This window comes from Rhodoferax sp., from assembly GCF_044236835.1.
Lineage (GTDB): Bacteria > Pseudomonadota > Gammaproteobacteria > Burkholderiales > Burkholderiaceae_C > Allorhodoferax.
On the sequence record NZ_JBIIGC010000010.1, the window covers coordinates 19,826 to 40,707 of the forward strand.

The following is a 20,882-nucleotide window of genomic DNA, read 5'->3' on the forward strand; positions in this document are numbered from 1 at the left end:
AAACCAATCCAAATGATTGAACGACCTTCAATCACAAGCAGGGAACGTTCCCTCACCACCCCCATGCCCTGGTTCCCCCACTTCGACACCCGCAACTTTGACCTGCCCCAACCGCACGGCGAAACCATTCGCATCCACGCGCGGGTATCGCAAGGCTTGCCGGATGGGCGACCTGCACTGTTATTGCTGCACGGCTTTCCGCAAAGCCATGTGATGTGGAACCGCGTCGCGGCGCTGCTGGAGCGGGACTTTTTTCTGGTGATGCCCGACCTGCGCGGCTATGGGGATTCGTCCAAGCCTGCGGGGCTGGCCGACCACAGCAACTACAGCAAGCGCAGCCTTGCCAACGACATGGTGGCGGTCATGGATGCGCTGGGCATTGCGCACTTTGGTGTCTGCGGCCACGACCGTGGCGGCCGGGTCGCGCACCGCCTTGCTGTGGACCACGCGCCACGGGTGCAGGGGCTGTGCGTGATCGACATTGCGCCTACGCTGGACATGTACGCAGCCACCGACTTCGCGTTTGCCAAAGCCTACTACCACTGGTTCCATCTGATTCAACCCGCGCCGCTGCCTGAGACGATGATTGGCGGCAACCCGCTGGCCTACCTGCACGCCAAGTTGGGCGGATGGGGTGCGGGTGGCTTGGGCCACATCGAGCCGGCGGCGCTGGCCGAGTACGAGCGCTGTTTTGCGCAGGCCGACACTATCCACGCCATGTGCGAGGACTACCGGGCCAGCGCCAGCATCGACTTGGAGCACGACCGCAGCAGCCGCGCGCTGGGTGAAAAAGTTGCCTGCGACCTGCTGGTGCTGTGGGGCGCGCGCGGCGTGGTGCAGCGGCTGTTTGATCCGATGGCGCTGTGGCAGGCGCAGTGCGCTGGCACGGTGTCGGGCCAGGCACTGGACGCCGGCCACTTCATCCCCGAGGAGTTGCCCGCCGATACCGCTGCGCACCTGTGCACCTTTTTTGCGGCGCAAGCGCTACTGCCTACGCCATCGACCGACATCAGCAACGCGCGGAACGTGCAATGAGCAGCAGCTTTCCAGTCGGAGGCCTCGCCGTGGTGGTGGGTGCCAGCGGCGGTATTGGCGCGGCGCTCTTGGCACAACTGCAAAGCGATGCGGGCTTTGCGCAGGTGCTGGCCCTGTCACGCCGCAGCCAGCCCGCGTTAAATTTGCAAGACGAGGCCAGCATTGCCGCCTGCGCGCACGCCGTGGCGCAAATGCAGATGCCCTTGCGTTTGCTGATGGACGCCACGGGCAGCTTGCATGGCGAGAACATGCAGCCCGAAAAAAGCTGGCAGCAGATCGACGCCGCCGCCATGGCGCAGTCCTTTGCCATCAACGCGATCGGCCCGGCGCTCTTGATGAAGCATTTTTTGCCGCTGCTGCCGCGCGAAGGCAAGTCGGTGTTTGCCACGCTGTCAGCCAAGGTAGGCAGCATTGGCGACAACCGCCTGGGCGGCTGGTACAGCTACCGCGCCAGCAAAGCAGCACTCAACCAGTTGGTGCGCACCGCATCTATCGAGCTGCGCCGCCGCCATCCGCATGCGCTGTGCGTGGCGCTGCACCCGGGCACGGTGGCCACCGCGCTGTCCGCGCCATTTGCCAAAGCGGGGCTGGACGTGCGCTCGCCGCAAGAGGCAGCGCAGCGCTTGCTGGCGGTGTTAGAACAGCTAGACGCTGCAGACTCAGGCGGGTTCTTTAACCACGACGGAACCGCGTTGCCTTGGTGACGCCACGTGGTGTGGCGCGGCGTTGGTCCTCGTCAGCGCGCCTCACGCCCCGTGGCACTTTTTGAACTTCTTGCCGCTACCGCAAAAGCATGCGTCGTTGCGGCCAAGTGGTGACTCGGTACGCAGCTGCTCCACCCGCGGGCCGATGCTGCGCCAGAGTTCGCGCAAGTCGTACACCGCCCAGACGGCAGTTGCGAAGGCTTGCAGGCGCGGCTCGCTCACGCTGGGTGGGCCGTCTTCTTCAAACACAGCGATGGTCGGCGGGTCGGTGTCGTCTTCGCTGAGGGCGACGATGGCGTCCAGCGCTTCGTCGAGCCACTGGTGCGCCTCTTTCTCACCGCGCGGGGCGACCCACTCTTGCGGCCAGCTCTCCACCGCGTACATAAAGCCCACGGCCCACACCTGCGCGAACGAAGGCAGGTTCTGGCTTGCCATGGCCTCGCGCTCGGTCTCAGGCAAGGCCGCCACCGCGCCGCGCAGGTCCAGCACCTCGGGGTGGAAGGCGCGCGGGTCGTCCAGGCTTTCGATGTCGGCATCCAGGCTGTGTGCGATGGCATTCCAGCGGCGCATCCACAAGGTCATGAACTGCGCGGCCTGCGCGGGGCTGGAAAACGCGGCGTGGCTTTGCAAAGCGCCACCAGGCACTTGCGCCCCCCCGACATCTTGCGCGCCGTCACCACCAAAAGTATCCAGCAAGACCGGCAGGTACTCGGACGGCGCAATGGGGCGGCGGCACACGATGAGCGCGGCCATGAAGCCCTCGCAAAACTCCCACTGCGGGGTTTCATCTGAGCGGCTGCGCAGGTCGTCAAGAATGGCTTCGAGGGCGTCAAAGTCGTCGGCTGACAGTGCGTCTGTGGCCGGCATGGCGGCATCGGTGGGAGGCTGTGGCGTCTGCATAGTTTGGGTCCCGGTCTGGGCAAAGCGGTGCGTGGCTGGTATTGTCGCGCCCCAGGAGCGTGCACATGTTTGATTACCTCGACAAGATTTTCCCCATCCGTTACACCGTGTTTGGCCTGAGCTGCTTTGGTTTACTCCTGAGCCTGTTTAGCCTGCTGGTATTTGGCGAGGGCTTTGCGGGGCTGCTGCTGTGCGGCACGCTGGTGGCCATCGGCGTGTCCGACATGCGCCAGGCCAAGCGCTCTATTCTGCGCAACTACCCCATCATCGGCCACCTGCGTTTTGCGCTCGAATTCATACGCCCCGAGATTCGCCAGTACTTCATTGAAGACGACAACGAGGCCACACCCTTCTCGCGCGCGCAGCGCTCACTGGTGTACCAGCGCGCCAAGGGCGACCCGGACAAGCGCCCCTTTGGCACGCAAATGGATGTGCACGCCGAGGGCTACGAGTGGATGAACCATTCGGTGTCGCCCTCCAAGATTACGTCGCACGATTTTCGGGTGCTCATTGGCGCGCACCGCGCCCAGCCCTACAGCTGCAGCGTGTTCAACATCTCGGCCATGAGCTTTGGCGCGCTCAGCGCCAATGCCATCCTGGCACTCAACGCCGGTGCCAAGCGCGGCGGCTTTGCGCACGACACCGGCGAAGGCAGCATCTCGGTGCACCACCGGGTGCATGGTGGTGACCTGATTTGGGAAATTGCCTCGGGCTACTTTGGCTGCCGCAACGACGACGGCAGTTTCAACGCCGAGAAGTTTGCCGCCAACGCTGCCGACCCGCAGGTCAAGATGATCGAGCTCAAGCTCAGCCAAGGCGCCAAGCCCGGCCACGGCGGCATGCTGCCCGGCGCCAAAGTAACCTCAGAAATCGCCGCAGCACGCGGCGTGCCGGTGGGCGTGGACTGTGTTTCGCCGGCCTCGCACAGCGCGTTTTCCACGCCGGTGGAGATGATGCAGTTCATCGAAACCCTGCGCACTTTGTCGGGCGGAAAACCCACCGGCTTCAAGCTGTGCATCGGTCACCCGTGGGAGTGGTTTGCCATGGTCAAGGCCATGCTGGCCACCGGCATCACGCCAGACTTCATCGTGGTTGATGGCGCCGAGGGCGGCACCGGCGCGGCACCGGTGGAGTTCACCGACCATGTGGGCTCGCCCCTGCAGGAAGGTTTAATGCTGGTACACAACACCCTGCGTGGCGTGGGCCTGCGCGACAAAGTCAAGATAGGCGCAGCAGGCAAAGTGGTAAGCGCGTTTGACATTGCGCGCCTGATGGCGCTGGGTGCCGATTGGTGCAACAGCGCGCGCGGCTTCATGTTTGCGCTGGGCTGCCTGCAAGCACAGACCTGCCACACCGGCAACTGCCCCACCGGCGTCACCACCCAAGACCCGATCCGACAAAAATCGCTGGTGGTGGGCGACAAGGCCACGCGGGTGTACAACTTCCACCAACAGACCCTGCACGCACTGCAAGAGCTGGTGCAAGCCGCTGGCATCGATCACCCCAACCAAATCACTGCGCACCACATCGTGCGCCGCGCCACCGACCAAAAGGTGCGCTCGCTGGCGCAGCTGATCTTGACGCAACTGCCCGACCGCGCCCTGCTGGAGAGCGACCTGCAGGCCCTGCCCAGGATTTACCGCCAAACCTGGCCCCGCGCCGTGGCCGACAGCTTTTTGCTGCAGGCCGACGACGCACGCACCATCAGCGTCTGAAAGTCGCCGCTACCGAGCGCGCGGGCTTACTTGCCTGCCTCACACTTCTTCATAAAGGCGGTCTTGGCCGCGCCAGCGAGCGCCTTGCCGTTCTTGTCAATGGCTTTGTCTGCGCAGCTTGGGGCAGCACCCGACTCGGACTCACACTTTTTGACAAACGCCGCCTTGGCAGCGCCGTACAAAGGCTTGCCATCTTTGCTGAGCGCCTTGGCTTCGCAGTCGGAAGCGGCGTGCGCGGCGGGTGCGAGCAGGCACAGCACCGTGAAAAGGCTAGCGAATACGAGGGAAGGCTTGATTTGCATGTTGTTTCCTTGATGAGGTGATGGTTGTCAGTGGGATGGTTAAGCATCCTGACGGCGATTCTGCCAGTGGTCAGAACACGTTCCTGCACTACCTTGAGCTGCCTACGCGGCAGCCTACGCTCGACCAAGCGCCCGGGTGAGTCGGTCAAGGTTTTGCTCATTGGCACTGCCCACGATGGCCTTTACCGCATGGGCGGTTTCAGCATCGTCGAAGGCCTGCTCCCAGGTCAACAGCGTTCCACCCTCTACCGGGCTGAGGCCAACCGTGAGGGTGAAGTACGGCGCACAGTCGTGCCGAATGACGATGCGCACCGCTGGCTCCAGGGCGGCGAAGTAACTCGTGTTCGCGTAGTTCTTCCCGTCGGGCCCGTGCATGGTGAAGAGCCACTTTCCGCCCGGCACGAAGTCAAAGGTGTCGAAGCTGTTGGTGAAGCCATCAGGACCCCACCAAGACGCAAGTACTGAACCCGATGCGAACGCCGCGTAAATGGCCTCGGGCGAGAAGGGCAGCGTTCTGGCGGTGCTTAGGGTGCGGTCGTCTTGCATGGTGCGGCAGGTGTGTGTTGAATGACCCAGCTGTGCGGCTGGTGTGAATCGTGGGGCAAGTTTGGGCTCAACTGCCTCGTGGTTTGGGACCTATCCCCCAAATGACTGGAACACGACCAGCGCCCCAGACTTCGGGCGCACGTGCGACGGTGAGCAATGCATAGACAAAAGCGGTGAGGCCGACATGCGCGGCCATGGTCAAGAGCAAAGCGTTGTCTGAAAGTCCCATCACACCTGCGGCGCAGCCAGCAGCGTAACGACCCGATTGCGGCCCAGCGACTTGGCCTGGTACATCGCGCGGTCGGCGCGTTCGACCAGGGCGTCGACGGATTCGGGTGACACGTGCTCGGTCAGGCCAACGGATACTGTAAACGTCAGTGCTTGGCCAGAGGGTGTGGCCACCACCGCTGCAGCCACGGCGTGGCGCAAGCGCTCCACGCCCTGCGTCGCCTCGTTGGCGGTGCTGCTGGCGAACAGGACGAGAAACTCCTCCCCGCCCCAGCGTCCCAAAGTGTCGGTGCCGCGCATCGCCGCGCCGACGTGCTCGGCAAAGGCACGCAGTACGTTGTCGCCTGTGGCGTGACCGTGGGTGTCGTTGATGTGCTTGAAGTGATCCAGGTCGATGAGCGCCAACGCAAAGCGGTCGCCAGAGCGCTGGCAGGCCAAGCGCTGCTGCGTGAGTAACTCCTGCATATGGCGCCGGTTGAAAAGCCCGGTGAGGTCGTCGCGCAAGGCCGCTTCGGACAAGGCGCGGGTGTTGGCGAGGTTGGCTTCATCGGCCCGGCGCTTTTCCAGAAGGAGTTCTCCCGTGCGCTGGCTCAGCTGGACCGACAAGCGGTGCATCACCAGCCCCATCACCAGCGGGTAGCTCAGGAGAAAGGGCACACACAGCAGCACGGTCAGGAAGTTGGATTCCGGTTGGAACTCTAGCCCCAGAAACACGATGGCAAGGCCTGCGCCCGCAATGTGCGCAACCACGCCCTTGAGAAAAAGTCTGGCTCCGCCAATCGAATAGTTGTTCATCGCCAGCGCGGCGACCAAGAGCACGCTGGGCAGGAGGTTGAAGGCCATGGCCACCGGCCAGATACCGCCAGCGAAGGAATCCACCAGCACGTTTCTGCGTTCGGCCTCAAACGGCGAGGACGCGTTGATACTGATTTGAAATGCGATGTGTGGCCAAGCAGCACAGTAGACCAGCATGAGGCACCAAACCCACAGCGGTGCGTCGGCTTGGTACATACCGGCCCCAGCACACAGCGAACCCAGGGCCAAGCCAACGATGCGCGGCGGGTAGGTCCGGCGGGCCAGCCTGATGCCGCGACGCACACTGTCTGCTCCAGGCGGTGCTGGATCAGCCGCTTCCAAGGTGCCGCTCCAGGAGACGCTCTGCAGCGGGGCGCGCCCCGCCAGGGTTGCGGTTTTCGGCGGCAACGTTCCACGGTGGAGAGGCAGTTTTCTTCATCAACTCAACGCTTGTGTGAAGTGGGACAGCGTGGCTATCGTACCGGTTGGAGTTGACCTTGCAAATAAGGGCTTTGCTCCGCGGGGCTTGGTTGCGCTAGGCAGCCGCCGGTCCCCACTGCCGCCGCACGATCACACCGAGCACCGCCAAGCGCTTGGCCATGCACAACACCGCTTTGTCTTTGCTCAGCAGCACCGCGCGGTGGACCACCGCAAGGTCAATGAACTTTTGGTCGTCAGGGTCTTTGCAGGTCACTTGCGCTTTGCTGGCCACCGGTTGCAGCGCAGCCAAGGCGTCGAACTGCGCCAGCACCGCGGGCGCACTGCGTTGGTGGTGGGCCAAGCGCGCGGCGATGTGGGGATAGGCCAGCACGCGCACCAACTCTTCGCGCATGTCCGCGGTGGCAATCCATTGCAAGGCAGCGCTGTGCAATGCAGCATGCAATTCCTGCGTGGCGGCGTCGGAGAACACCCACAGGTCGAGCACGATGTTGGTGTCCAGCACGGCGGTCGCTTGGGTCATGGCGTGTTGGTTTAGCGCTGGCCGCCCTGAACGTTGATGCTGCTGCTAGCGCCAGCCGGGTTGGGCAGCGCGGCCTTGTCTTTGTCCATGCGCCCGGCGACCAGGTCGAATTTGAAGAGGCGACATTCCAGCGGACCGTTCCACATGGGCACGCGGCGCGATTCTTTGAGGCGCATCTTGCCGGGCAGCTTCAGGTCGGGGGTGAGCATCCATGCGCTCCAGCCGCTGAAGTGCTTTTTCCAGTGGCTGGCCAGCTGGGTGAAGAACGCGCCGCCGTCGTCGGTGTGCGCCAGCTCTCGCGCGCCAAAGCGAGTCTGCGCTGCCGGACCCTGTGCCCCGCTGCGGCCATCGCCGGCCACACCGCCAATGCCGATGCGCTCGCCATACGGCGGGTTGAGCAGCATGACGCCCGCGAGCGCAATCGGCGGCATGCGCTGCAGCGCGTCGCCGCCGCGAAACTCGATGACGTCGGCCACGCCGGCGCGCTGTGCATTGCGCTGGGCAAAGTCGACCATGCGGTGCGACACGTCGCTGCCGTAAATCAGGGCGGTCTGGCCTGGCTCAGGCTTGACGATTTGCGCTGCCGCCTGCGCCTGCATGTCGGACCAAACCTGGCGCTGAAAAAGCACATATTTTTCGAACGCGAAGCGGCGCAGCGAACCGGCGGCGATGTTGCAAGCAATCTGCGCGGCTTCGATGGCGATGGTGCCGCTGCCGCAACAGGGGTCGTACAAGGGCAACAGGTCTTCATCGCCTGCTGCCCAGCCGCTGGCGGCGATCATGGCTGCTGCCAGGGTTTCCTTGAGGGGCGCATCGCCCGTGTCCTCGCGCCAACCGCGTTTGAAAAGCGGCTCGCCCGAGGTGTCGATGTACAGCGCGCAGGTGTCGGTAGTCAGGTGGACGTAGATGCGCACATCGGGGCGCTGGGTGTCCACATTGGGCCGCACGCCGCCTGCGGTGTCACGAAAGCGGTCGCACACCGCGTCCTTGACTTTGAGCGCGGCAAAGTTCAGCGAGGTCAGCGGGCTGTGCTGTGCGGTGACTTCTACTTTGATGCTCTCGCGCGGGGTAAACCAGCGCTCCCACGGCACGGCCAGGGCCGCGCGGTACAAGTCGGCCTCGCTGCGGTACTCGGTGGTGGAGAGCAGCACCAGCACCCGCTGCGCGAGGCGGCAGTGCAAGTTCAGGCGCATTGCATGATCAAACGAACCGCGCACCGCCACGCCGCCGCGTTGCTTGGTGATGCAGCCCGGTGGTAGCGCGGTGATTTGCAAGACTTCGGGCGCGAGATAGTCCTCAACACCCGCGGCGCAGGGCAGGAAAAGGTGCAGTGGGTTCATAGCGCTTTGCGTAAGGTGGCGGGGGCAATCTTGAGGCCCTCGCGGTATTTGGCCACGGTGCGCCGCGCGCATTCGATACCCTGCTCTTTGAGCATGTCGGAGATCTGGCTGTCGCTCAAGGGGCGCTTAGGATTTTCGGCTTGGACGAACTGCTTGATGAGCGCGCGCACCGCGGTACTGGATGCGTTACCACCCGACTCGGTGCCCAGGCCGGAGCCAAAAAAGTACTTCAGCTCGTAGGTACCCAAGGGTGTGGACATGTACTTGGCGGTGGTGACGCGGCTGATGGTGGACTCGTGCAGGCCCAACTCGTCGGCAATCTCTCGCAGCACCAGCGGGCGCATGGCCAGTTCGCCGTGGACGAAAAAACTTTTCTGCCGCTCCACGATGGCAGTACTCACCCGCAAAATGGTGTCAAAGCGCTGCTGGATGTTTTTGATAAACCAGCGCGCCTCCTGCAGGCGCTGCTGCAAGGCGGCATGGCTGGCGCTGTCTTTACCGCCGCGGTGGTTGCGCAGCACGTTGGCGTAAATGTCGTGCACCTTCAGGCGCGGCATGACATCGGGGTTGAGCACCACGCGAAACCGGGGCTGCACTGACTTGGCGCTGGCAGGCAACTGCAGCACCAGCACATCAGGAACCACAATGTTGCGCTCCACATCGACAAAGCGCCGCCCCGGTTTGGGCTCCAAGCGGGCGATGCGGGCGATGGCTTCGCGCACCTGCGCATCGCTTCCCAAGCCTAGTTGTACCAGCCGCTTGATGTCGCGCCGCGCCAGCATCTCCATAGGCTGCTCGCACACGCGCAAGGCCACTTGCAAGACCTCGCACTCGGCAGGGACGGCCTCGACCAGCAGGGCCTTGATTTGCAGGCGCAAGCACTCGCCCAGGTCACGGGCACCCACACCCACGGGCTCCATGCTGTGCAGCAGACCCAAAGCCACCGCAAGATGGTGCAGCAATTGGTCGCGCTGCGCCTCGTCTGGCGGGTTCAGGCTGCGCGCCAAGTCCTCCAAGGACTCTTCCAAATAGCCTTCGTGGTTGAGCGACCCAATCAGGAACAGCAGCGCCGCGCGGTCTTCTGCGCACAGGCGCAGACCCGAGGTCTGCCGCTGCAGATGCGACTGCAAGCTGGTGTGGGCGCGGGCCAACTCGGCAGGATCGGTGTCGTCGTCCGATGTGGCATGGTGGGTGCGCGCGCTGGCCTCGGTGCCCCACTCGCTGTCGTCATGGTGCAACTCGGTGCTGCCGTCGCCATCCCAGTTGGGTGCCTCGTCGACCTCGCGCGCGGTCGGTTCGGCTTCATCGGCGCTGGTCGAGGCGGTGCTGGTATAGGCGGCTTGCTCGAAGGCGAGGTCGGCTGCGTGTACCGGCGTATCACTCTGGGCGATGCCAAACTCCTCGCGCACTGCCTGCTCTTCGCTACGTTCCAGAAACGGGTTTTCGTCGAGCATTTGCTCGATTTCCTGGCCGAGCTCCAACGTGGATATTTGCAAAAGGCGGATCGACTGTTGCAGCTGCGGCGTGAGCGCCAGGTGCTGCGACACCCGCAATGAAAGGCCCTGCTTCATCCCCCCGGCCTACATGCGGAAATGCTCGCCCAGGTACACACGCCGTACCTCGGCGTTGTTGACGATCTCGGTGGGCGTGCCCTGCGCCAGCACCCGGCCCTCGCTGATGATGTAAGCGTGGTCGCAAATGCCTAAGGTCTCGCGCACATTGTGGTCGGTGATCAGCACGCCGATACCCCGGCCTTTAAGAAAGTTGATGATGCGCTGGATCTCAATCACTGCAATCGGGTCGATGCCGGCAAAGGGTTCGTCCAGCAAGATGAAGCGGGGGTTGGTGGCCAAGGCCCGGGCAATCTCCACCCGTCGGCGTTCGCCGCCCGACAGCGCCAGTGCCGACGACCCGCGCAAGTGCTCGACGCGCAGGTCCTGCAAGAGCGCGGTCAAGCGCGACTCAATTTCGGGGCCCGACAGCGGGGCGCCGTTGGCGTCGCGCTGCAACTCCAGCACAGCGCGCACGTTGTCTTGCACATTGAGTTTGCGAAAGATCGATGCCTCTTGCGGCAGGTAACCCAGCCCCAAGCGTGCGCGCCGGTGGATGGGCATGTGCTCGATGGACTTGCCATCCACCGTGATGTCGCCAGCGCTGGCGCGCACCAGGCCCACGATCATGTAGAACGAGGTGGTTTTCCCCGCGCCGTTGGGCCCGAGGAGCCCTACCACTTCGCCGGTGCGCACCGCCAGCGAAACGTCTTTGACGACCTGGCGCTTGCCGTAGGACTTTTGGAGATGGTGTGCTTCGAGGCTGCCGGCGGTTGACTCACTCACTTGGTCGCACCCCCCAGGGTGTCTGACGGTCGCAGGGTGACTGGTGGCACCGACGGGCTGCTGCTGACGGGCTCGGACTTGGGGATGAGGATGGCGCGCACCCGACCGGTGCTTGGCGCAGCAGTACCGCCGACTGCCGGGCTCAGGCTGCCATTGACGGTGAAGCGGTCGCGCAGGTTGTCGTACACGATGATGGCCCCACTCACCTCGTCGCCCAGCGCAGTGCCACGGTAACGGCGCAGCTGCGCCCGCTTGGTGAAGGTCACCGTGTCGGCTTTACCGTCGTAAACGATGGTGTCGGCCTCGCCCTCAATGAACTCGTCAAGCCCTTCGCGTTTTTGGCGAAAGAAGGCCAGTGCATCCGAGCTTCCGGTGATCGTGCCGTACTGGTAGCCTTGGGCGTCTTGCCGAACCTCCAAACGCGCACCGCGCAAGATCAGGCTGCCCTTGGTCAGCACCACGCGGCCGGTGAACACGCTGGTTTGCTTCAGGTCGTCATAACGCAGCGCGTCGGCCTCAATCGACATAGGCCGGTCGCGGTCGGCGTTTTCTGCCCACGCGGACGCGCCTAACACCGCTGCGGCAAGCGCAAAGATGATGGGGCGGGGGTCAAAAATCATAAGGGCACAAAACTTGCTTTGGATGCGCAGGCCATTGTAGCCAGCGCTGCTAGCGCAGTGCCCGCGCGCTTCAACTCGCGGCGTTGATCTTGGCGATCAGCTCCCGCAACACACCGGGTGCGCTGGCGTTGGGAATTTGGCAGGTGCCTGCGTTGTCATGCCCGCCGCCACCGTACTCCAACAACATCGCACCGATGTTGATGGGCGACGAGCGGTTGGTAATCGACTTGCCCACCGCAAAAACGGTGTTCTGTTTTTGCACACCCCACAGCGCATGGATGGAGATGTTGGTGGTGGGAAACAAGGCGTAAATCATGAAGCGGTTGACGGCGTAGATCGTGTCTTCGTCCCGCAGATCGAGCACTGCCACGTTGTGGTGGACAGTGGTGCACAGTTGCAATTGCGCCTTGGCCTTGGCAGCGTGCTCGAAGTACAGTTCGACCCGCTCGATGACATCGGGCAGCTTGAGGATGTCTTCAATTCCGTGGCTTCGGCAGTAGTCGATCAGATCCATCATCAACTGGTAGTTGCTGACGCGGAAATCCCGAAACCGACCCAGACCAGTGCGTGAATCCATCAGGTAGTTGAGCAGCACCCAGCCGTCGGGGTCGAGAATCTCTTCGCGGCTGAATTGGGCTGAGTCGCTCTTGTCCACAGCCGCGAGCATGGCGTCAAAGCGGTTGCCGAAAGTGCGCGCGCCGCCGTAGTGGTTGAACACCACGCGCGCAGCAGAGGGTGCGTCGGGCTGGATGACGTGGTTGGGTTGCGAGTCGTTGCGGATGGACTCAGACACATGGTGGTCAAATGACATGTGAACGCCCGGCACATAAGGCAGGTTGGTGGTGATATCACCGGCGCTGACCTCGATCTTGCCGTCTTGCATGTCCTTGGGGTGGACAAACTTGATATGGTCGATTAGCTCTAATTCCTTGAGCAGCACGGCGCATACCAAGCCATCGAAATCGCTGCGTGTAATTAGTCTGTATTTTGTTTTCGACATAGCTTTCACTCCGCTGACAGATTAGCAAGGATTCTAGACGCCAAGATGGGTCCGAAGAAAGACGGCGCCCGCACCGCAGCGCCGCACTGTCATATTACTTTGCAGTCCGGACCATTCGGAGCAAACCGTCCACCACCTGCAAGGACCGTCCCACGTTGCCGGCCAACGAACCATCGGTATAGAAGCGCCCGTCAACACCCAAGGCCGGCACACCTTCGACCTTGTACGCGTTTTGCAATTGGGCACTGCGGCTGGCTTTGGTGGCCACTGCAAACGAGTTGTAGTGCTCAGTGAACTTGGCCATGTCCACGCCCTGCTTGGCGACCCACTGCGCGATCGCATCACTTCGCGCAAGGGTTTGTTTTTCGTCATGGATGGCGGCAAACACTTTGGAGTGCAGTTTGTCTACCAAGCGCATGGCCTCCAGAGCAAAGTACAGCCGCTGCTGCGGCACGAAATCGTCCCGGAAGGCCACCGGCACCCGCCGCAGAACCACGTCAGCGGGGGCCTTGGCGGCCCAGGTTTTGAGCAGCGGCTCGAACGCGTTGCAATGCGGGCAGCTGTACCAGAAAAACTCGACCACCTCGATCTTGCCCACAGCCGCTTCGACCGGCGCGCGGGGCTTTACCTCCAAATAGTCGGCCCCCTCGCGCAGCCCTTGCGCGAAAGACGCGCCACCCCAGCCTGCAGCTGCGGCGGCAACACTACCAACAGCAACTTGGGAAAACTCTCGTCGTTTCATATGCGCCTCCACATGCACTTGTGTATCTGCAAATCAACTTCAGGACGGCACCGCCCAATGCCCGCTAGCGCTGCACCCGAACCAGCGCAGTCTCCAGCCCCGCCTGGGCGAGCTTTTCTTTGCTGCGCTCACCGTCTTCCTTCTTATCGAACGGGCCGACACGCACCCGGTAGACGGTGCGGCCAGACTGCTCGCGCTCGCTGATCTTTGCCTCAATACCGGAGAGTGAGAGCTTGGCGCGCTGACTCTCAGCGTCCTCAGCGTTGCTGTATGCGCCCAGCTGCACGAAATACACAAAGGGCTCTTGCCCTGGCGCAGGGGGCTGGCTTGGCGCGGTCTTGGCCTTGGCCAAATCACCCAGCGGGTCGGCGGAAGGCGCCGGTTTGGGGTCGGTTTTTTTGTCGGCCGAAGGCGCGCTGGCTGAAGCTGCGGAAGCCACCGCAGCAGGCGCCGAGGCAGCCGCTTGCGGCCCCCCCGGTGTTGCCGCTGCGGCAGGAGGCTTGCCGTACAGCGGTGCGTTGGGGTCCCAATCTTTGTTCTTCTTGGCCTCGGCCTCGTTTTGGTCGGCGTTGCGGGTTTGACCCTTGTTCATGAAAGGCACTGGCACTTTGGTCACGTAGATGGCTACCGCCAAAGCACTGGCCAGCCCGACTACGACGCCGATCACAAAGCCCAGAAAGGCTCCACCGCGCTGCTGCATCATGCAATTGCTCTCACTTAGGGTTTACATTTTGTCCGGGGCACTGACCCCCAGCACACCCAGGCCATTGTGCAGCACCTGCGCAGTGGCCGCGACCAAGGCCAGGCGGGCCATCCGCTGCGCGCTGTCGTCCACCAGGATGCGTTCGGCATCGTAGTAGCTGTGGTAGGAGGCCGCCAACTCGCGCAAGTAGAAGGTGACGTCGTGGGGCGCAAAGTCCAACGCCGCCGCACGCAGCATGTCGGGGTACTTGGCCAGCAGCAGCATCAGCGCCTGCGCTGGCGTGCTGGTAAGGGACGACAGGTCGGCCGCTTGCAATTCGCTGCGGTCGCCACCCCAGGCCGCCAACACCGAGCAGATGCGCGCATGGGCGTACTGCACGTAATACACCGGGTTGTCATTGTTCTTGGCAATCGCCAGGTCGATATCGAAGGTGTACTCGGTGTCGGGCTTGCGCGAGAGCAGAAAGAACCGCACCGCGTCCTTGCTGGTCCACTCAATCAGGTCGCGCAGCGTCACATAGCTGCCGGCGCGCTTGGAAATTTTCACCTCCTGCCCACCGCGCACCACCCGCACCATGGTGTGCAGCACATAGTCGGGATAGCCCACTGGGATGCCGACACCTGCGGCTTGCAGTCCGGCACGCACCCGGGCGATGGTGCCGTGGTGGTCGGTACCTTGGATGTTGACGACCTTGTGGAAGCCACGCTCCCATTTGGCAATGTGGTAGGCCACGTCCGGCACAAAGTAGGTGTAGCTGCCGTCGCCTTTGCGCATCACGCGGTCTTTGTCGTCACCGTAGTCGGTCGACTGGAGCCACAGTGCGCCGTCTTTCTCGTAGGTCTTGCCTGCGGCCTGCAAGCGGGCTACGGTGTCAGCCACCTTGCCGCTGGTGTACAGGCTGCTCTCCAGGTAGTAGTTGTCGAACTTGACCGCGAAGGCCTGCAAGTCGAGGTCTTGCTCGTGGCGCAAGTAGGCGACGGCGAACTGCCGCATGCCGTCAAGGTCGCTCGCATCGCCGCTGGCGGAGAAGGTGCGGTCATCCGCCTGGACGGTCTTGCGCGCCAAAAAATCGTTGGCGATGTCGGCGATGTAGTCACCGTTGTACGCGGCTGCGTTGTCGCCGCTGGGCCATTGCGCATCGCCCGGTTTGAAGCCCTGGGCCCGCAGCTGGGTGCTGTGCGCCAGCGTGGCGATTTGCACACCGGCATCGTTGTAGTAGAACTCGCGGTACACCTCCCAGCCTTGGGTCTGCAGCAACTTGCAGATGGCGTCGCCCAAAGCCGCCTGGCGACCATGCCCCACATGCAACGGCCCGGTGGGATTGGCCGACACAAACTCCACCAGCACGCGCTGCCCGATGGCGGGCTGTACGCCAAATGCCGCGCCCTGGGCCAGCACGTCGCGCACCACCGTCTGCTTGGCAGCGCTTGCCAATCGGATGTTGATAAATCCGGGGCCAGCCACTTCCACCGCTTCCACCCAACGCACAAAGGCAGGTTGTGCGCGCAAAGCAGCGCAGAGGTCTTCCGCCAGTTGGCGCGGATTTTTCTTCAGCGGCTTGGCCAACTGCATGGCTGCGGTGGTGGCCAGATCGCCGTGAGAAGCAACCTTGGGGGACTCAAAAACCGCTTTGGCGGCAGCCCCACTCTGGATCTGTTCAAGGCAAAACGCAAGTGCGTCCAGGAGTTCGGTTTTGACAGAGTGCATCGGTCGATTTTACGGTTCGACCTTGGTGCGCAATTGTTCTAAGCCAGAACAAGCCCCGCTGCGGCACCCTGGGGACATGCTGCAATCGCGGCCCGCTTGTGTTTCACCCGCAGCACCGCTGCTCTAACCCCCAAGGACCGCTATGAAAAAATGGACCGCACTTTTGGCACTGGGCGCATGTTTGGCGTGGGCCCCCGCCCAGGCCGCAACCGAAAAAGAACCCGCCCAGAAAGAACCCACCAAGCAACAGCAAAAAATGAAGACCTGCAACGCCGACGCCAAAGCCAAATCGCTCTCTGGCGACGCACGCAAGCAGTTCATGAAAACCTGCCTGAGCGCCAAGTAAGCACGCAAACGCTACCCACCCGGCATCGGGTCCGCAACATGCTTGCATCGTTGCTGCAAAGTGCCTGCAACGTGCCCCTCACCGGGCCGTTGCACAGACTCAACGCATTCCTAAAGCCACCCCCAAGAACACGGTAAAGCCGAGCCAGTGGTTCAGGCGAAAGGCCTTGAAGCACCCCTCGCGCGAGCGCTGCCAAATCAAGTTGCCGTGCCACGCCACCTGGACGACTGCGCACAGCATGGCCACCGCCCAAATCCATGGGTCCACCAGAGGCAGCAGCAGCGCCGACCAGGCAGCCAGGTACACCGCATAAAAGCCCAGCACCGCTGGTACGTCCCAGCGCCCGAGGGTGATGGCCGAAGTTTTGATACCGATGCGCAGGTCGTCATCGCGGTCCACCATGGCGTACTCGGTGTCGTAGGCCAGCACCCAAAACAGGTTGCCCGCCAACAGCAACCAAGCCAGCAATGACACCGTGCCCTGCACCGCCGCGTAGGCCATGGGCACGCCAAAACTGAAGGCCACACCGAGCACCGCCTGCGGCATCGAAACAAAGCGCTTCGCATAGGGGTACGCCACGGCCACCGCCACGGCGGCGAAAGACCAGGCCACCGCCTCCACCCGGGTGGTCAGCACCAAGCCGAACGCCAGCAACGCAAGCCCCGCACCCAGCCCCAAAGCCTCGCGCACCGAGACCGCACCGCTGGTGACTGGGCGATTGGCGGTGCGCTTGACGTGCTTGTCAAACTCGCGGTCGGCCACATCATTGATGCAGCAGCCCGCGCTGCGCATTAGCACCGTCCCCAAGGTAAACACCAGCAACAAGTGCCAACCCGGAAAACCGCCGGAGGCAATCCAAAGTGCAGACAGGCTGGGCCACAGCAGGAGCAGCCAGCCGGCGGGCCGGTTCCAGCGAATCAAATCGAGGTAGCGCGCCAGACGGGACGCGGCAGGGTAGGTCATGACAGGCGGGTCACGCCTGGCAGCTCGCAGGCGTAAATCGCATTGCGCAGCGCGGCAATCGCTTCGTAGCGGGTGAAGCTGCGCCGCCATGCCAGCACCACGCGGCGCGTTGGCGGTGCGGCACCGGCTTCGGCGTGCACTGGCAGGTAGCGCACCAGCGCGTCGTCTTGGCGTCGCTTCTTTTGCTCCAGCGCCGCACGCGGAACGCTTAGGCGCGGCACTAGCGTGACGCCCATGCCAGCTGCCACCATGTACTTGATGGTCTCCAAGGACGAGCCTTCAAAGCTCTTTCGGATTCCCGCCGCATTGCTGGAAAACCGCGCGAACTCCGGGCACACCTCCAGCACATGGTCACGAAAACAGTGACCGTTGCCAAGCAAAAGCATGGTTTCGCGCTGCAGCTGCTCTGCCGTCACCTGGGTCTGCGCGGCCAATGGGTGGCCCATGGGCACGGCGGCAAAAAATGGCTCGTCATACAGCGGTGCTACCGCCAAGCCCGCGTCAGCAAAGGGTTCGGCCAGCACCGCGCAATCGATCTCGCCGCTGCGAAGTTGCTCCAGCAATTTGGCGGTGAGGTTCTCCTGCACGATCAGAGGCATCTGGGGCGACATGGCAATCGCCTGGCGCATCAGGTCCGGTAGCAGATAGGGCGCGATGGTGTAAATCACCCCCAGCGTGAGTGGCCCGGCCAGCGGGTCTTTGCCGCGCTTGGCAATGTCTTTGATGTGGGCAGCGCGCTCCAAAACGCTTTGGGCCTGGCGCACGATTTCTTCACCCAAGGCGGTCACCGTTACCTCGTTGGCGCTGCGCTCGAACAGCTTGGTGTCCAACTCCTCTTCAAGCTTTTTCACCGCCACCGACAGCGTCGGTTGCGACACAAAACAGGCCTCGGCGGCCTTGCCAAAGTGGCGCTCCTGGGCCACCGCCACAATGTATTTGAGTTCGGTCAGGGTCATGGCCGTATTGTGGCGCGCGCGCTGCGCTTGGGCTCCAACACGACCAGCGCAATACCCAGCACCAGCAGCAGCGCGCCGAACCAAAAGTGAAGTGGCGGCACCTCGGCAAAAAACACCCGACCCAACGCGGGGCTGAACAGCAGCAAGGAAAAGCTGCCCGCCTCGACCGCCGAGGCCTCACCATTGCGGTAGGCGTAGAAATAGGCCAGGTAGATACCAGCGGCGGTCAGGCCAATCACTGGCAACAGCACCCAGCCCGCCTGCGGCACCACCGGCATGGCGAACCCGGTAAACGCGCCAAAAGTGCACCAGCAGGCCAGCTGGCTCCAGGTGAGCACCGCGATCGGATGCTCCCCTTGCGAGTACTTTTTGAGTACCACCCCGAGCATCGCCTCCATGAACGCACCCAGCAAAGCGACCAACGCGGCTGGGTGCAACGTTGCAGCGCCCGGCTGCAAAACAATGAGCACGCCCGAAAAGCCCACCACCACCCCCACCCAGCGCAGCGCATGGGGCGTCTCACCCAGCAGCCACACGCCCAGGGGCAGCATGAAGAGCGCGCCGGCCATCAGGTAGGCACTGGCCTCGGCCAGCGGCAGGTGCGCCACGGCGTAGGCGGCGCACCAAGCCGAGGTCGCAATCAGCCCGGCGCGCAGTAAATGAAAGCGCGGCTGGCGCGTGGCCACCACCCGGCCCCGGGTCCACACCACCAGCGGCAGCAGCATCACCAGCACCACCGTGGCCTGGAGGTACAGCACCTCTTTGGGGGCCATGCCACCCAGCATCAGATGCTTGTTGCAAGCGTCCAGCACCGACCAGCACAACATGGCCAGCACCACCAGCGCAATACCACGGGCGTTGCCCGAGCGCCGCAGCCAAGCACCTCGCAACCTCAGCTGAAAAGGTAGCCGCACCACTAGGCCTTCAAAAATTCTGCTTTGCCGCCCAGCCAGCGCTGCACATGCTGTTGCGCCAGGTGCGGGTGGCGGTCCAGCAGCATGGGTGCCTCCTGGCGGGCCCACTCCAGCAACGCAGCGTCGCGGACCAGGTCGGCAAAGCGCAGCAGGGCCTCGCCGCTTTGGCGCGCGCCCAAGAACTCGCCGGGGCCACGGATCTCCAAATCGCGCCGGGCGATCTCGAAGCCGTCGTTGGTCTCGGCCATGGCGCGCAGGCGCTCGCGCGCGGCCTCGCCCAAACGCGGCCCGTCGCCCGTGGAATACAGCAGCACGCAGGCCGAAGCCGCTGCGCCACGCCCCACGCGGCCACGCAATTGGTGCAGTTGACTCAGGCCAAAGCGCTCGGCGTGCTCGATCACCATCAGCGAGGCGTTGGGCACATCCACACCCACTTCGATCACGGTGGTGCTCACCAGCACCGACACCAGGCCAGCGACGAAGGCTGCCATCACCGCCTTTTTGTCCTCGGGCGCCATGCGCGAATGCAGCAGGCCCACCAGCACCGGTGCGCCGTCAGCGCGCACCGTGCCCTGCAGCGCCTGCGCCAAGTCGGCGTGGGTCTGGGTGGCGTTGCGCAAATCCAGCGCCTCGCTTTCTTCAATCAGTGGGCAGACCCAGTAAATCTGGCGGCCTTGCGCGATCTGCCCGCGGATGCGCTCGACCACCTCGTCGCGCCGCGCATCCACCACCAGCTTGGTCACCACCGGCGTGCGTCCGGGAGGCAGCTCGTCGAGCGTAGAGACATCCAAGTCGGCGTAGTAGCTCATGGCCAGGGTGCGCGGGATGGGGGTCGCCGTCATCATCAGCAGGTGCGGCTCCATCGCGTCGTGCTGCAGCTTGCCGCGCAAGGCCAGGCGCTGCGCCACGCCAAAGCGGTGCTGCTCATCGATGATGGCCAGCGCCAACTTGTTGAACTTAACCTTCTCCTGAATCACTGCGTGCGTGCCCACCACCAGCTGCGCAGCGCCGCTTTCTATCAGCGCCAGCATGGTGCGCCGGTCTTTGGCTTTTTGGGTGCCGGTGAGCCAGGCGGTGGTGATGCCCAGAGGCTCGAGCCATCCAATGAGTTTGCGAAAGTGTTGCTCGGCCAGCAGCTCGGTGGGTGCCATCAGCGCGCATTGCCAGCCCGCGGCTATGCAGTGCGCCGCAGCCAGCGCGGCGACCACCGTCTTGCCCGCGCCCACATCGCCCTGCAGGAGGCGGTGCATGGGCACACTGCGCGCCATGTCGGCGGCAATCTCGGTGCCCACACGCTGCTGCGCAGCCGTCAGGCCAAAGGGCAAGGCGGCCAACAAGCGCTGGTGCAGCGTGCCGCCCGGCACCGCCGCCAGCACCGGCGCGCGCAGCGCAGCGCGTGCCCGGCGCGACTGCAACTGCGAGAGCTGCTGCGCCAGCAACTCCTCAGCTTTGAGGCGCTGCCACGCGGGGTGGCTGTGGTCTTGCAAGGTGTCCAGCGACACATCGGGCGTGGGATGGTGCAAAAACTGCAGGGCTTGGCGCAGTGTCCACAGCGCATGCGGGTTGAACTGGCTTAGATCCCCTGGCGCAAAGGTGTCCGAAAGTTCGGCCCGGGCCAGACCCGCCAGCACTGCCTTGCGCAAATAGGGCTGCGGCAAACCGGCCACAGTGGGGTAAATCGGGGTGAGTGCGGTAGGCAGGTCGCCACCGGCGGCGCGAAAACTGGGGTGCAGCATGGTCCAGCCCAGAAACCCGCCCTTGACTTCCCCGCGTGCCCGGATGCGGTTACCTACCGCCAGCGCCTTTTGCTGCGAAGGGTAAAAGTTGAAGAAGCGCAGCGTGCAGGTGCCTGAGCCATCGTCCACCGTCACCACCAACTGGCGGCGCGGGCGGTAGCTGACTTCGCAGTGGGTGACCACAGCCTCTATTTGCAGCGTGTCGCCCTCGCGGGCGTCGCGCAAACGGGTGATGCGGGTTTCGTCTTCGTAGCGCAGCGGCAGGTGCAGGGCCAAGTCGATATCGCGCTGGAGACCCAGCTTGTGCAGCGCTTTTTGCATGGCAGTGGGCGC

At 63.6% G+C, this 20,882-nt stretch carries 20 protein-coding genes and 1 pseudogene; 4 read left to right on the forward strand and 17 right to left on the reverse strand.

Going from position 1 to position 20,882, the window contains the following annotated elements; genetic code table 11:
- Positions 1-63 precede the first annotated feature (63 nt).
- Positions 64-1,035, forward strand: coding sequence for an alpha/beta fold hydrolase (locus ACILRC_RS08460; protein WP_395668922.1), 972 nt, complete (start codon positions 64-66; stop codon positions 1,033-1,035).
- Positions 1,032-1,739, forward strand: coding sequence for an SDR family NAD(P)-dependent oxidoreductase (locus ACILRC_RS08465; protein ID WP_395668923.1), 708 nt, complete (start codon positions 1,032-1,034; stop codon positions 1,737-1,739). Before ACILRC_RS08460 ends, ACILRC_RS08465 begins: the two co-directional genes overlap by 4 nt.
- A 42-nt stretch (positions 1,740-1,781) precedes the next feature.
- Here ACILRC_RS08465 and ACILRC_RS08470 read toward each other — a convergent pair whose 3' ends face one another.
- Positions 1,782-2,639, reverse strand: a complete 858-nt coding sequence (locus ACILRC_RS08470) for a UPF0149 family protein (RefSeq protein ID WP_395668924.1) — start codon at positions 2,637-2,639, stop codon at positions 1,782-1,784.
- 65 nt (positions 2,640-2,704) lie between these two features.
- On the opposite strand from ACILRC_RS08470, the gene ACILRC_RS08475 reads away from it, so the two are divergent.
- Positions 2,705-4,354 carry an FMN-binding glutamate synthase family protein gene (locus ACILRC_RS08475; protein WP_395668925.1) on the forward strand — a complete coding sequence of 550 codons (1,650 nt, stop codon included), beginning with the start codon at positions 2,705-2,707 and terminating at the stop codon, positions 4,352-4,354.
- A 26-nt stretch (positions 4,355-4,380) separates the two neighbouring features.
- Here ACILRC_RS08475 and ACILRC_RS08480 read toward each other — a convergent pair whose 3' ends face one another.
- From ACILRC_RS08480 to argS, 12 genes are all read right to left on the reverse strand, one after another.
- Positions 4,381-4,656 (reverse strand): hypothetical protein, encoded by a 276-nt coding sequence (locus ACILRC_RS08480; protein WP_395668926.1) that lies wholly within the window; start codon positions 4,654-4,656, stop codon positions 4,381-4,383.
- Positions 4,657-4,770: 114 nt separating this feature from the next.
- On the reverse strand, positions 4,771-5,202 hold the full coding sequence (locus ACILRC_RS08485) for an SRPBCC domain-containing protein (RefSeq protein WP_395668927.1): 432 nt from the start codon (positions 5,200-5,202) through the stop codon (positions 4,771-4,773).
- A 228-nt stretch (positions 5,203-5,430) separates the two neighbouring features.
- Positions 5,431-6,567, reverse strand: coding sequence for a diguanylate cyclase (locus tag ACILRC_RS08490; RefSeq protein WP_395668928.1), 1,137 nt, complete (start codon positions 6,565-6,567; stop codon positions 5,431-5,433).
- A gap of 193 nt (positions 6,568-6,760) precedes the next feature.
- Positions 6,761-7,186, reverse strand: coding sequence for a putative toxin-antitoxin system toxin component, PIN family (locus ACILRC_RS08495; RefSeq protein WP_395668929.1), 426 nt, complete (start codon positions 7,184-7,186; stop codon positions 6,761-6,763).
- Positions 7,187-7,197: 11 nt separating this feature from the next.
- On the reverse strand, positions 7,198-8,526 hold the full coding sequence (locus tag ACILRC_RS08500; RefSeq protein ID WP_395668930.1) for a class I SAM-dependent RNA methyltransferase: 1,329 nt from the start codon (positions 8,524-8,526) through the stop codon (positions 7,198-7,200).
- Positions 8,523-10,097, reverse strand: a complete 1,575-nt coding sequence (gene rpoN, locus ACILRC_RS08505; RefSeq protein ID WP_395668931.1) for an RNA polymerase factor sigma-54 — start codon at positions 10,095-10,097, stop codon at positions 8,523-8,525. The genes ACILRC_RS08500 and rpoN overlap by 4 nt, the downstream gene beginning before the upstream one ends.
- A 9-nt stretch (positions 10,098-10,106) precedes the next feature.
- On the reverse strand, positions 10,107-10,862 hold the full coding sequence (gene lptB, locus ACILRC_RS08510) for an LPS export ABC transporter ATP-binding protein (protein ID WP_395668932.1): 756 nt from the start codon (positions 10,860-10,862) through the stop codon (positions 10,107-10,109).
- Complete coding sequence (gene lptA, locus ACILRC_RS08515; RefSeq protein WP_395668933.1) at positions 10,859-11,482, reverse strand: lipopolysaccharide transport periplasmic protein LptA; 624 nt, start codon at positions 11,480-11,482, stop codon at positions 10,859-10,861. Before lptA ends, lptB begins: the two co-directional genes overlap by 4 nt.
- 70 nt (positions 11,483-11,552) lie before the next feature.
- A complete protein-coding gene (locus tag ACILRC_RS08520) occupies positions 11,553-12,482 on the reverse strand; it encodes an exopolyphosphatase (RefSeq protein ID WP_395668934.1) in 930 nt (309 codons plus the stop codon).
- 94 nt (positions 12,483-12,576) lie between these two features.
- Positions 12,577-13,224, reverse strand: a complete 648-nt coding sequence (locus ACILRC_RS08525; RefSeq protein ID WP_395668935.1) for a thiol:disulfide interchange protein DsbA/DsbL — start codon at positions 13,222-13,224, stop codon at positions 12,577-12,579.
- Positions 13,225-13,288: 64 nt separating this feature from the next.
- Positions 13,289-13,927, reverse strand: a complete 639-nt coding sequence (locus tag ACILRC_RS08530; protein ID WP_395668936.1) for an SPOR domain-containing protein — start codon at positions 13,925-13,927, stop codon at positions 13,289-13,291.
- 21 nt (positions 13,928-13,948) lie between these two features.
- Complete coding sequence (gene argS / locus ACILRC_RS08535; RefSeq protein WP_395668937.1) at positions 13,949-15,634, reverse strand: arginine--tRNA ligase; 1,686 nt, start codon at positions 15,632-15,634, stop codon at positions 13,949-13,951.
- Positions 15,635-15,866: 232 nt separating this feature from the next.
- On the opposite strand from argS, the pseudogene ACILRC_RS08540 reads away from it, so the two are divergent.
- Positions 15,867-15,980, forward strand: a pseudogene (locus tag ACILRC_RS08540) (PsiF family protein); the annotation flags it as partial.
- Between the two features lie 99 nt (positions 15,981-16,079).
- On the opposite strand, the gene ubiA reads toward ACILRC_RS08540, so the two are convergent.
- Genes ubiA through recG form a run of 4 tightly spaced genes read right to left on the reverse strand, consistent with a single transcriptional unit; the run spans position 16,080 to position 20,870 of the window.
- Positions 16,080-16,943 carry a 4-hydroxybenzoate octaprenyltransferase gene (gene ubiA / locus ACILRC_RS08545; protein ID WP_395668938.1) on the reverse strand — a complete coding sequence of 288 codons (864 nt, stop codon included), beginning with the start codon at positions 16,941-16,943 and terminating at the stop codon, positions 16,080-16,082.
- On the reverse strand, positions 16,940-17,899 hold the full coding sequence (locus ACILRC_RS08550; RefSeq protein WP_395668939.1) for a LysR substrate-binding domain-containing protein: 960 nt from the start codon (positions 17,897-17,899) through the stop codon (positions 16,940-16,942). The genes ubiA and ACILRC_RS08550 overlap by 4 nt, the downstream gene beginning before the upstream one ends.
- Positions 17,896-18,813: a DMT family transporter gene (locus ACILRC_RS08555; protein ID WP_395668940.1), complete on the reverse strand. Its 918-nt coding sequence runs from the start codon at positions 18,811-18,813 to the stop codon at positions 17,896-17,898. Before ACILRC_RS08555 ends, ACILRC_RS08550 begins: the two co-directional genes overlap by 4 nt.
- A 2-nt stretch (positions 18,814-18,815) precedes the next feature.
- Positions 18,816-20,870, reverse strand: a complete 2,055-nt coding sequence (gene recG / locus ACILRC_RS08560; protein ID WP_395669030.1) for an ATP-dependent DNA helicase RecG — start codon at positions 20,868-20,870, stop codon at positions 18,816-18,818.
- Positions 20,871-20,882: the final 12 nt, after the last annotated feature.